The sequence below is a fragment of the Paenibacillus sp. JL3B1040 genome (genome assembly GCF_057063165.1).
The window spans coordinates 3,709,985-3,722,997 of the sequence record NZ_CM169317.1 but is presented as its reverse complement, the minus strand read 5'-3'; the positions used below and the strand labels follow the sequence as shown (position 1 = coordinate 3,722,997).

4 protein-coding genes are annotated in these 13,013 nt (G+C 63.9%); all 4 read left to right on the top strand.

Annotated features, from left to right (window positions below):
- Window positions 1-3 precede the first annotated feature (3 nt).
- The 4 genes from addB to ACZF99_RS16885 all read left to right on the top strand — a co-directional run bounded on the left by addB (window position 4) and on the right by ACZF99_RS16885 (window position 12,876).
- The gene (addB, locus tag ACZF99_RS16900) at window positions 4-3,546 is read left to right on the top strand and encodes a helicase-exonuclease AddAB subunit AddB (RefSeq protein WP_483606233.1); all 3,543 of its coding nucleotides are present in this window, start codon (window positions 4-6) and stop codon (window positions 3,544-3,546) included.
- Window positions 3,543-7,592 (top strand): helicase-exonuclease AddAB subunit AddA, encoded by a 4,050-nt coding sequence (addA, locus tag ACZF99_RS16895; protein WP_483606232.1) that lies wholly within the window; start codon window positions 3,543-3,545, stop codon window positions 7,590-7,592. Before addB ends, addA begins: the two co-directional genes overlap by 4 nt.
- A gap of 623 nt (window positions 7,593-8,215) precedes the next feature.
- Complete coding sequence (locus ACZF99_RS16890) at window positions 8,216-9,418, top strand: exonuclease SbcCD subunit D (protein WP_483606231.1); 1,203 nt, start codon at window positions 8,216-8,218, stop codon at window positions 9,416-9,418.
- A complete protein-coding gene (locus ACZF99_RS16885) occupies window positions 9,415-12,876 on the top strand; it encodes an AAA family ATPase (RefSeq protein ID WP_483606230.1) in 3,462 nt (1,153 codons plus the stop codon). The genes ACZF99_RS16890 and ACZF99_RS16885 overlap by 4 nt, the downstream gene beginning before the upstream one ends.
- Window positions 12,877-13,013 lie beyond the last annotated feature (137 nt).

Sequence of the window (13,013 nt, the reverse complement as noted above, 5' to 3'; positions counted from 1 at the left end):
TCCATGTCTTTACGGTTCATACTCGGCCGCTCCGGCAGCGGCAAAACCAGCCTCATTCTCGACCGGGTAACCGCCGCGCTGCGCGAAAGACCCACCGGCCCGCCGCTCATCATCCTAACCCCGGAACAAGGCACGTTTCAAATCGAACAGCGGATCGCCACGGCCCCGGGACTGCGCGGAACCGTCCGCACCCAGGTGCTTGGCTTTCGCCGCTTGGCGCTGCGCGTCATGCAGGAAACCGGCGGGGCTGCGCTCGTGCCGATCGATGACGAAGGCAAAAAAATGCTGCTGTACAAGCTCATGCGCCGCCGCAAAGACGACCTGAAGCTGTTCGGGCATGGCGGGGACCAACTCGGACTCATCGACCGGATCGCCGGACTGTATACGGAAATGAAAAAATATAATGTGGATTTTTCGGCTTTGCAGGAGCATTATCGCCTTCTGGAGCAAACCGAAGGGGAGTCCCCGTTATTGAAGGATAAAATGCATGACCTCAGCCTGCTGTTCGCCGAATTTGACGAGGAGCTGTCCCGCTTGTACATCGACAACGAGGACCATGTCGTCAAGCTGGCGCAGGGGGCTGCGGAATCGGCCTATTTGCGGGAAGCGGAGATTTGGATCGATGGATTTCACACGTTCACGCCGCAGGAATATAAGGCGATCCTCGCGCTGCTCAAGGTAGCCGCGAACGTCACCGTCTCGTTGACGCTGGACAGGATCTACGGCGACGGAACGCTGCCGCACGACTTAAATCTGTTCCATACTCCGGCGTCCGCTTTCCTCAAATTGAGCCAACTGGCCCTGGAGGCGGGAATCGAGGTTCAACCGGCGGAGCTGCTGGAGGAGCGTCCGTTTCCCCGTTTTCGGGAGAGCGAGACGCTATCGTTCTTGGAGTCGGCTTACGAACGGCGTTCGCCGTGGCCGCAGGCACAGCCGCCGCAGGATCTGGAGCGGGCCCTGTCACTTCGCCGGGCGGCGAGTCGGCGCGCCGAGGTTGAGGGAGCAGCGCGCGCGATGGTGCGCCTGGCCCGGGAAGAGGGCATACGCTGGCGGGATATGGCGCTGCTGGTGCGCAATCTGGGGGATTATGAAGAATTGCTCGCTCCGACGATGGAGGCTTACGGAATCCCGTATTTTCTCGACCAGAAGTCGAGCATGCTGCATCATCCGATGATCGAATTTATCCGGGCGGCGCTGGACGTCGTGCTCGGTTTTTGGAAATACGATGACGTGTTCCGCTGCGTGAAGAGCGAATTTCTTCTGCCGCTGGACGGCAGTCTGACGCGGGGGCATATGGACATGCTGGAAAATTACGCGCTGGCGAGCGGCATTCAAGGCTACCGCTGGTTTGACGGCCGGCCTTGGAAGGCGGCGCCAAACCTGTCGCTCGAGCAGGTCGATCAAACGGCGGCTTCGGCAAAAGCCTTGGAGCAGTTGAAGCTTCTGGAGCGGTGCCGCGCTGCGGTTGCCGGTCCCTTGTCGGCGTTCGAGAAAGAGATCCGAAAGGCGAAAAACGCGGCGGACATGTGTGTCGCGGTATATCAACTGCTGGAGAGCGTGGAGGCGGCCCAGCGCCTGGATGTGCTGGCGCATCGAATGGTGCGCGAAGGCAAGCCGCGCCAGGCGATGGAGCACCGCCAATTATGGGGCGCGGTCTTGGACGTGCTGGACCAGATCGTGGAGATGATGGGGGACGAGCCTCTGGAGCTGGAGCTGTTTGCCGGCGTGCTGGAGACCGGGCTCAAGGAGCTGAAGGTGTCGCTGGTGCCGCCTTCGCTTGATCAGGTGCTGATCGGGAGCACCGAACGGACGCGTTCGGGGCAGGTCAAGCATCTGTTCCTGCTGGGCATCAACGAAGGGATCATGCCGGCCAATCTGCAGGAGGAAGGCGTACTCAGCGAACAGGAGCGGCAGCGCCTGGCGGAACTCGGCCTGGAGCTGGCACCGGGGCTTGCCCGAAAGCTGCTGGATGAGCGCTTCCTCGTGTACGAGGCGTTGTCGGGGGCAAGCCGCTCGCTGTGGCTCAGCTACCCGGCCGCGGACGGAGAGGGCGGTGCGCTTCTGCCGTCCGAGGTGATCCGCCACGTGAAACGGATTTTCCCGGGACTTCAAGAGCGGCCGCTTGCCTTGACGCCGGGACCGGCCAGCGGCTCTGCCGACCAGACGGCTTCGCAGTTGGAGTTCGTCTCGCGTCCGGGTCCGGCGCTAAACGCCTTAATCGGCCAACTGCGGCTGTGGAAAGCGGGAGAATCGATTTCCCCGCTATGGTGGCGCGTGCTGGAATGGTACAAGGATCGCCCGGAATGGGACGGCAAAGCATCGCGCCTGCTCGGCTCGCTCGATTACCGCAATCGGGTACGCGGCTTGACGCCGGCGACCAGCCGACGGTTGTACGGCAAACGGCTGCGAACGAGCGTGTCGCGGATGGAGCAGTTCTCGGCGTGTCCGTTCGCCCATTTCGCTTCCCATGGGCTGAAGCTGAAGGAAAGGCAGCTTTACCGGCTGCAAGCGCCGGATATCGGGCAGTTGTTCCATGCCGCGCTCAGTCAGATGGCGATCACCTTCAAAGCGCAAAACCGGAGTTGGGGCAGCCTCACGCCGGAGGAAGCGATTCAAGCGGCAAATTCGGCCGTTGATGAATTGGCGCCAAAGCTGCAGGGGGAAATCCTGTTAAGCTCCAAACGCTACGGTTATATTTCCCGCAAGCTCAAAGCCATCGTCGGCCGGGCTTCGCTAATCCTTGGCGAGCAAGCGCGTCGCGGCAGCTTCGAACCGGTCGGACTGGAACTGGATTTCGGACCGGGGCGGCCGCTGCCTCCGCTTACGTTCGAGCTGCCGAACGGCTGCGTCATGGAGATTGTCGGCCGGATCGACCGGGTCGACATGGCGGAGGGCGAACAAGGTTTGCTGCTGCGGGTCATCGACTACAAGTCGAGCCAAACCGACCTGAAGCTGCATGAAGTGTATTATGGCTTGTCGCTGCAAATGCTCACCTATCTGGACGTTCTGCTGTCTTCGGCGGAAGCCTGGCTAGGCCAGCCCGCGCTCCCTGCGGGCACCCTGTACTTTCACGTACATAATCCGCTGCTGCAGAGCAGCAACGGCATGAGCGCGGAACAGGCGCGGCAGGAGCTGTTGAAGCGGTTCAAAATGAAAGGACTGCTGCTGGCGGACCGGGATGTGATCGCGAAAATGGATGCTCAGTTGGAAAAAGGGTACTCGGAGATTATCCCCGTGGCGATTAAGGCGGACGGCGGCTTTTACAGCAGCGCGTCCGTGGCGACGCCGGAGCAGTGGGATACGCTGCTGGGTTCCGTGCGGCGGACGATCACCGAGATCGGTACGCGCATCACCGACGGTGACGTAGAGATCGCCCCTTACCGGCTTGGCATGGAGACGGCTTGTACATTCTGTCCGTACAAACCGGTGTGCCGGTTCGAGGAATCGCTGGACGGCAATTCGTATCATGTGCTCGGCAAGCCGGGCAAAAATGAGATTTGGCAGCTCCTCGGGCAGGAGAGCGGAAAGGAGGCGGATCCTTCATGACGACCACGATGAAACCCAAACCGGCCGGCAGTTACTGGAGCGATGACCAGTGGCGGGCGATCGCCCTGTCCGGCGGCGATATGCTGGTGGCGGCGGCGGCCGGCTCCGGCAAGACGGCGGTGCTCGTCGAGCGGATCATCCGCAAGCTGACGGACCGCGAGCAACCGCTGAGCGTGGACCGGCTGCTGGTGGCCACGTTTACCAAAGCGGCCGCCGCGGAGATGCGAGGTCGGATCACGGAAGCGCTGGAGAAGGAGCTCGCCAAGGATCCGAACAACGAATATTTGAACCGACAATTGGCCATGCTGGGGCGCGCTTCGATCACGACGCTCCACTCGTTTTGCATGGAAGTCATCCAGCGTTACTACGCGCTGATTCCGCTGGATCCGGGCTTCCGCATCGCTTCGGAAAGCGAAACGGCGCTGCTGCGGCAGGAAGTGCTGGAGGAGCTGCTCGAGGAAAAATACGGCAGTGAACCGGCGGACAGCCCGTTCTTGGAGCTGGTCGATCGATTTGGCGGGGAGCGCAGCGATGCGGCGGTGTTCACGCTGGTGCAGCGGCTATATGATTTCTCGCGCAGCCATCCTTGGCCGGATCATTGGCTGCGGGAAGCGTCCTCGGCGTTTATGGCCCCGGATCTGGACGCCTTGGAGCACAGCGCATGGGTCCAAAGCCTATTGGCCGATACGACGTTGGCGTTGGGAGGCGCGATCAGCTTGCTGTCGCAGGCGAAGGCGCTGGCATTGTCTCCGGGAGGGCCCGAGCCTTACGCCGTGACGCTGGAGGACGATATGTACGTTGTCCGGTTGCTGCAGGAAGCGGTGAACGGCGGTTCTTGGGCTTCGCTGTACGACGCGTTTCAGGGCGCGAGCTTTGGCAAGCTGAAGCCGGTCAAGAAAGACCAGACCGATCCGGAGGTGCAGGAGCGGGTTAAGGCGCTGCGCGAGGAAGCGAAGAAGACGGTCACCGATTTGCGCACACAGCTGTACGGGCGGCCGGCGGAGGCGTTTTTGCGGGAGATGCATGACATGGCTCCGCTGCTTGGCGCGCTTTCCGGTCTCGTGAGCGACTTCGGGGAACGTTACCGGCTGCAAAAAGTGTCCAAAGGCTGGCTCGATTTCTCCGACCTGGAGCATTACTGCCTGCGGATCTTGCGGCATCCGGATTCGGCGCCGGGCGAGCTTCGGCCGTCCGACGCGGCCCTGGAATACCGCCGGCAATTCGATGAGGTACTGTTGGACGAATACCAGGACACCAACACGGTGCAGGAAACGATCGTGCGGTTGATCGCCCGGGAGAACCCGGGCAACCGGTTTATGGTCGGCGACGTGAAGCAGAGCATCTACCGCTTCCGTTTGGCCGAGCCGGGGCTCTTCCTGGAGAAATACCGGACCTATGGCGACGATTTTGGCGGGGCCGGACTGCGCATCGATTTGGCGCGAAACTTCCGCAGCCGGCGCGAGGTCGTCGATGCGGTGAATTTGTTGTTCCGGCAAATCATGAACGAAAGTGTGGCGGAAATTTCGTATGATCCCCGCGCCGAGCTGGTCTACGGGGAAGGGTTTCCGCCGGCTGCGGCGGAGGATTATCGGCCGGAGCTTCTGCTGATCGACCGCGACACCGGTTCGGGGGGCAGTTCGGAATCGGTCGATCGCGGAGAGAGCGAGACGATGGAGAGCGGCGGCGGGGACGAGGAGGATGAAGCGGCATTAATCGAAGCGGTGCGGCTGGAAGCCCGCGCGATCGCCGCCCGCATCCGCGGCATGCTGGGCGAAGGCGGCGAGCCGCTGCGCATTTACGACAAGCAGCTGCAGGCGATGCGTCCGGTCGCTTTTCGGGACATGGTGATTTTGCTGCGTTCGACGCTTGTCTGGGCGCCGGCCATGATCGAGGAGCTTCGGGTGGAAGGGATCCCGGCGTACGGGGAGCTGAGCCAGGGGTATTTTCAGGCGTCCGAGGTCGAGACGATGCTGTCGCTCCTGCAGGTGATCGATAACCCGCTGCAGGACATTCCGCTGGCGGCGGTGCTGCGTTCCCCGCTGTACGATTTCTCCGAGGAGGAGCTGGCCGACATCCGTCTCGCTTCCCCGGGAGGCCGCTACTATGAGGCGGTGCTCGCAAGGACTTCCGCCGGGAAGGCGGAGGCGTCTTCGGGGGACGGCAGGGGAGGCGGAGTAGGGGAAGCCCCGGCGATTGCCCCGGGGGCAGGAGCGATTGGTACTGCGGCCGAGGATGCATTGGCGATGAAGCTGCAGGTCTTCTTGCGGCAATTGGAGGCTTGGCGGAGCATGGCTCGAATCGGGCAACTGGGCGACTTGATCCGGGACATTTACCGGGAAACCGGTTATCTGGAATGGGTCGGCGGCTTGCCGGGAGGTACCCAGCGCCAAAGCAATCTGCAAGCGCTGCTGGACCGGGCCAGACAATACGAGGTGTCGTCATCCGCGCCGGGTTTGTTCCGCTTCCTGCGTTACGTGAACCGGCTGCGCGAAAACGGCAGAGACTTCGGCGCTCCCGGGGATGCCGGGGAGCAGGGCGACGGCGTCCGCATCATGACGATCCACAAGAGCAAAGGCTTGGAGTTTCCGGTCGTGTTCGTAGCCGGGTTGTCCAAGCCATTTAACCGACAAGACTTGAACGTGCCGTTCCTGATGCATAAGGAACTGGGCTTTGGACCGAAATTCGTCGACGCGGACACTCGCGTCAGCTACCCGACGCTGCCGAATCTCGCGATCCGGCGGCGGGCGCAAATGGAGCTGCTGGCGGAGGAAATGCGCGTGTTGTACGTGGCCCTAACCCGCCCGAAGGACAAGCTTGTGCTGGTCTCTTCGGTGAAGAACCTCGTCAAATCCGTCGAAGCCTGGGGCGGCGCGCTGGCGGCTGGCGGCGAGCAGTTGCCGGATTATTTGCTGGCGCGAGGCCGCTGCTATCTCGACTGGATCGGCCCGGCATTGATCCGCCACCCTAGCGCTCGGGAGCTGCGGCAGTTCGCCGGGCTGCCGGAGACGGGGCCCGCCGTGTTGGCCGATAGCCCGTCCGAGTGGCACATCGCGTTCGTTTCCGCCCGCACGGCCGGGCAGAGCGGCGGTGCGGAAGCGGCGGCGGCATCAGCGCGTGCGGCGGACCCGGCGCAGATCAAGGCGCTGCTGGCGGGGCGGCCGGTAGCGGTCCTGACGGAGGAGGAGGGCGACGTGGAGGCCGCAGCGCTGAGAGCGGCGGTGGAGTCCCGGCTAAGCTGGACCTACCCGTATGCTGCGGCGAGCCGGATCGCGGCCAAAACCTCGGTGACGGAGATGAAGGCGCTGCTCGCGCTGCAGGAGGAGCCGGCGCGCGACGTCTTCGCCGAAGCGGAGCTGGCGCGCGAACGGGAACGGGCGGAGGCGGAAGAACTGCCGGAGTTCAAGCTGCATCTGCGGCGGCCGCGGTTCATGGAGCAGCGCAAGCTGACGCCGACCGAACGCGGGACCGCGTACCATACGCTGATGCAGCATCTGCCGTTTGACGCGGAGCCGGGGATCGCTGCGGTTCAAGCGACGCTCGCCGGGTTGGTCGAGCGGCAAATCATGACGGCCGAGCAAGCGGCCGCGATCGACGCCGAGAGCATCGCCGGGCTGCTGCGAAGTCCGCTCGGCGAACTGCTGCGCCGGGCGGACTGGGTGAAGCGGGAGATGCCGTTCAGCTACGGTCTGCCCGCGGCGGAGGCTTCGCCGCAGCTCGGCGGCCTGGATGTGGCGGGGGCAGGGGATGCCGCTCAGGCAGATGCTCAGGCAGATGCTCCGGCTGGCGCGGCGATCCGGGAGCTGGACGGGGAAACCGTGCTGATCCAGGGGATCGTGGACTGCCTGTTCGCCGCCGACGGCAAAGTGTACCTGCTCGATTACAAAAGCGACCGGGTGCTGGAGCATCGCGGCGGCACGGCGGCGTTGGCGGAATCGTACCGATTCCAATTGGAGCTGTACGCCAAAGCGGTCGAGGAAATCACCGGTATGGCGGTCGACGAAAAATGGCTGTATTTTTTTGACGGCGGACAAGCGGTGAAGCTGTGAGACTCACTTTGAGACGATGAGTCTAGGAATCTATGAAACTAGGAAACTCGGCAGACTAAGCAACCAAGTAGACTAAGCAACCAAGTAGACTAAGCAAACTAAGCAAACCAAGCAAACCAAGCAAACCAAGCAAACTAAGCAAACCAAGCAAACCAAGCAAACCAAGCAGACTATGCTAAGAACCTAAGGGCCAAGAGACTAAGGGCTAAGAGCCTAAGAACCTAAGAACCTAAGAGCCTAAGAGCCAAGAAACTAAAGCTAAGAAACTAAAGCTAAGAAACTAAAGCTAAGAAACTAAGAGCTAGGACACTAATAAGCTAGGAAGCTAATGACTCTACTCGGAGTTAGGAAATTTTACGCGTGCAAGCGGCTCACTAAGGCAAATAGAGTGAATTGATATTCTTATTTTGGTCATTTCCGATGGACAAGCAAATATAGCGATATAAAATCGTCTTATTCCCGCAAAAATAGACCTGATCGGGATGATTTCAGGTGAATAGCGTGATTTTATCATCTTATATTTGCGATGAAGCCTGAATTTGCCGGAATAGCGATATATTTTCACTCTATTTCTTGCGGGGAGCTAAAAAGTGTAACTTGCCGGGATCAAGGAGGGGAAAAGGTTGCGCATATTGCATACGGGCGATTGGCATTTGGGGCGCACGCTGGAAGGACGCAGCCGGCTCGCGGAGCAGGAGGCGTTCTTGGACGAGCTGGTGCGGATGGTGAAGGAGCTGCAGGTCGATCTCGTCCTGATGGCGGGCGACGTCTATGACAGCGTGAACCCGCCGGCTGCGGCGGAGGGAATGTTCTACGAAGCGGCGGCTAGGCTGACGGAGGCCGGCTGCCACCTGGCGGTCATCGCCGGCAACCATGACCAGCCGGAACGGGTGGCCGCTGTGTCGCCGTTAGTCGCGAGCCGTGGCATCTCGCTGGTGGGACTGCCGATGCCGGAAGCGATCACCGTCCCCGTGGCCCGCACCGGGGAAACGGCGGTCATCGCTGCGCTGCCCTATCCGTCGGAGGCCCGGTTGTCCGAGCTGTTGGCCGGCGATGCGGACGAATCCGAGCTGCGGCTCGCTTACAGCGCCAAGGTGGGGCTGCTCATGCGCCAGCTGGCCGGGGCGTTTCACCCGGACACGGTTAACCTCGCAATGAGCCATATCTATGTGCTTGGCGGACTGGAGTCCGACTCCGAACGTCCGATCCAGGTCGGAGGCGCTTATACCGTGGATCCGTCGGCGCTGGACGTTGGCGCGCAATACACGGCGCTGGGCCACCTGCATCGGCCGCAGGCGGTGAAAGGCGGCGGACTGACGCGGTACAGCGGGTCGCCGCTGGCGTATTCTTTTTCCGAGGCGGGACAAGCCAAGTCGGTGATGCTGCTGGACGTGGCGCCCGGTAAGGAGCCGGTCATGGAAGAGCTGTACCTGAGCAGCGGACGGCCGTTGGTGCGATGGAGCTGCCGGGGGGGACTTGCGGAGGCGTATCGCTGGCTGGAGGAGGGACGGGACGCGAATGCGTTCATCGACCTCGAAATCAGCCTAAGCGAAGCGATGTCGCTAGGCGATATCCAGGCGCTGCGCAAAGCCCATGAAGGCATCGTACATATCCGGCCGGTGTATCCCGGACGCGAGCCGGAGGAAGAGGAGCGGGTGTCGCGCGCGAGCGTGCCGGTGCATGAGCTGTTCCGCAAGTTTTACCAGCGGCAAACCGGCGGGGCCGAGCCGGAGGAAGAGCTGGTCGAGCTGTTTATGGCGCTCGTCTCCGAGGAAGAGGATGAGGCGGCCGGCGATGATGGAGCTATGGAGGGGGAACGCCGATGAAGCCGATCATGCTGAAAATAGCCGGACTGCAAAGCTACCGCGAACCACAGACGATCGATTTCACCGAGCTGTGCGAGACGGGGCTGTTTGGCATCTTCGGGCCGACGGGCAGCGGGAAATCGACGATTCTGGATGCGATTACGCTGGCCCTTTACGGCAAGGTTGGGCGCGCATCCGGCGGAACGCAGGGGATCATGAACCATTCGGAGGATGCGTTGTTCGTGGCGTTCACCTTCGAGCTGAACTCCGCCGCCGGAACGGAGCGCTACCGGGTGGAGCGGCGCTTTAAGCGCCAGGGCGAGCTGTCGGTGAGCAATACGATCAGCCGGTTTATTGAAATGCTGCCCGAAGGGGAAAAGGTCGTCGCCGACAAGTTGGCCGATGTGACGCGCTGCGTAGAGCAGAAGCTCGGCCTTAAGATGGACGATTTCACCCGCGCGGTCGTGCTGCCCCAAGGCAAATTCGCCGAATTTCTGTCCCTGAAGGGGGCGGACCGCCGGGCGATGCTGCAGCGGCTGTTCCATCTGGAGAAATACGGCGACCTGCTGGGGCAGAAGCTGACGCGCAAGGTGCGGGCCGCCGAGCAGCGCCGAGGCGAGGTGGCCGCCGAGCAGCAAGGGCTCGGCAACGCTTCCGCGGAGGCGCTGGAGCAAGCGGCGGCTGCGGCACGCGAAGCTGCGGAGCACGCGGCCGCGCGGCGCCGCGAGCTGGAGCTGGCGCAGCAGCGCTACGAGCAGCTCGCCAAAGTCCGCGAGCTGGCGGTGGAGCGCGCCGAGCGCGCGGCGCAGCTCGAGGCGCTGCGCGCACAGGGCGGCGAGGTCGCCGCGCTGGAAGCGAAGCTGGCGCGCGGAAGCGCCGCCGAGGCGCTCAGGCCGGTGCTGACGGCCTGGCAAGAGGCGCAGCGCACCGCCGCGGAGCGCGCGCGGCTGGCGGCCGAGGCCGAGCAGGCCGCCCGCACGGCGGCGGCTGCTGCAGCCGCGGCGAGCGCGGCCGCCGAAGCCGCTGCGGCGGCGCTCGGCCGCGAGGAGCCGACGTTGCTCGTGCGGCTCGAGCAGTTGGAGCAGGCGCGCGGCCTGCAGGAAGAGGCCGCGCGCCTCGGCGCCGAGCTGCAACGGCTGGCGGCGCAGCGCGCGGAAGGCGCGCAGCGCAAGCAAAGCCTCGCCGAGCAGTCGGCGAAGGAGGAGCAACTGCTGGCCAAGGCGCAAACGCGCCAGCGCGAGCTGGAGCAGCAGTTGAAGGAGGCGGAGGTTAAGGCCGAGGCGCGCCATTTGGCGCAAGCCGCCGTGCAGCTGGCCCAGCAACTGAACGCGCTGCAAGAGCAGCTCGCGGGAGCGGAGTCGGAGGAGGAGGCGCGGCGGACGAACTTGCAGCAGGCGGCGGCCAAGCTGGAGCACATCACCGCCGAGGTTGCCGCAGCGCGGCAATCCGGGCAAGCTCTCGCCGGGCAGCTCGCGGAAACCGCATGGCAATTGGCGGCGCTGGAGGAGGAGCTGCGGCATTACGCCGGCGAGCTGGCGGCGCACGAAACCGCGCTGCGCCAGGCGCTGAAAGCCCGCGAACGCCACCTCTGGGCGGCAAGGCTCGCCGAACGGCTGCATGGCGGCGAGCCTTGCCCGGTGTGCGGCTCCGCGCATCATCCGGCGCCGGCGCGGGCCGAGGACGGCGAGGCCGCCGGCTGCGAAGCGGAGCTCGAGGCGCTCGCCGCCCTGATCGCGGAAGCCCGCGAGCTGCAGTTCGCCGTCTCCCGCGATCGCGACGCCTGCGGCGCCTTGCTGCAGGCGCTGGGCCATGACGGCGCCGGCGATGCCGACGGCAGCGGTGCGGCTGCCCCCGCAGCGGCCGCGCTTGCCGCCCGCGAAGCCGCCGCCACCGCCGCCGAGGCGGCCGCGCCGGACGAAGCCGCGCCGGCTCCTGCCGGCTTGGCCGCCCTGCAGCGGCAGGCTGCGGCGCTGGGCGAGCGGCACGCCGCTTGCCGCCGCCGGCTGGAGGCGCTGCAGCGCAATGGCCGCGCGGCGCAAAGCGCGCTGGCGGCTTTGCAGCCGCAGCATGCCGCCGCCGAAGCGGCCGCGGTTGCGGCCTCCGGGCTGCTGGAGCAGGCCGCTGCGCGCTGCGCGCAACACCGCGAAGCCCTCGCCGCCAAACAGCGCGAGTGGGCCGAGCGATACCCGAGCTTCACGCCGGAGGAAGCCGCCCGGCAAATGGAGTCTTTTGCCGCCAAGGATCGGCTGGCCGAGGACCTGCGGGGCCGGCTGGCGGTCAGCGTGCCGTTCATCGAGGAGAAAACGGCCAAGCTTCAGGCGCTCGCCGCCGACATGGTCGAGCTGGACAAAACGCTGGTGCAATGGGAAACCCAGGAGCAGGCGAAACGGGAGCAGCTGTGCGAGAAACAGGAGAGGCTGCAGGCGGTCGCAGGGGAACGCCCGGTCGATGAGCTGCTGTCGGAGGCTCGGGAGAAGCTGGAGACCCTTCGCAAGCAGGCGGAGAGCAGCCGGGCGCAGCAGACGGAAACCGCAGCGCGAAGTCACGAGTTGGCCAAGACGGAGGCGATCGCCGTTCAATCGGCCGCGGCGGCCCGGGAGCGGGAGGCGGAGCTCCAAGCCCGCTGGCTCCAGGCATTGACGGCATCGCCCTTCGACGAGGAAGCCTCCGTGTTGGACAACCTGCTCGCTCCGGGAGAAGCGGAGTCGATTGCCGGTACGGTGCAAAACCACCGCAGCCGTGAACAAGAGCTGGTGATCGGCCTTAGCGAGCTGGATGCCAAGCTGGCGGGACAAACGGTCAGCGACGAGGAATGGCAAGCAAGCGAAGCGGCGTTAACCGTGGCTAAGGAGCAGGACGAGGCTGCTCTGCAGCGGAAGGCTCGCGCGGAGCGGGACTGGGAGGACTTGCAGGTTCGCCACGTCCGCTGGCAAGAGCTGGAGACGGTCCGCAGCCAGTTGGAGAAGGAAGCGGGGTTGCTCGCCAAACTGCAGTCGGCGTTACGCGGCAATGCGTTTGTCGAATACGTGGCGGAGGAGCAGTTGATGAACGTCAGTCATGCCGCTTCCCAACGCCTGCGGTTCTTGACGAAGCAGCGATACGCGCTGGAGACCGATTCCGGCGGCGGCTTCGTGATCCGCGACGATGCGAGCGGCGGCGTGAAGCGCCCGGTGGCAACGCTGTCGGGCGGGGAGACCTTCCTGGCTTCGCTGGCGCTGGCGCTGGCCTTGTCGGCGCAAATTCAACTGCGCGGCCAATATCCGCTGCAGTTCTTCTTCCTGGACGAAGGTTTTGGGACGCTGGATCCCGAACTGCTCGACACGGTGATCACCTCGCTTGAGCATTTGCATCACGACCATCTCTCGGTCGGGATTATTAGCCATGTCGCCGAACTGCGGTCCCGGCTGGCCCGCAAGCTGGTGGTCATTCCCGCGGAAAGCGGCGGCGCCGGTTCCCGCATCGAGCTGGAACGGCTGTAAGGCGCGGCATCCAATCTCATCCTGCCGAAAAAAATAACATCCACCGCGTGATGTACATCACAGATACAGTACCAACCTGCTGTTATACTACAGTTAGCCGACATCATATTTGCAAGCACCCCGCCGGACGTATTGGT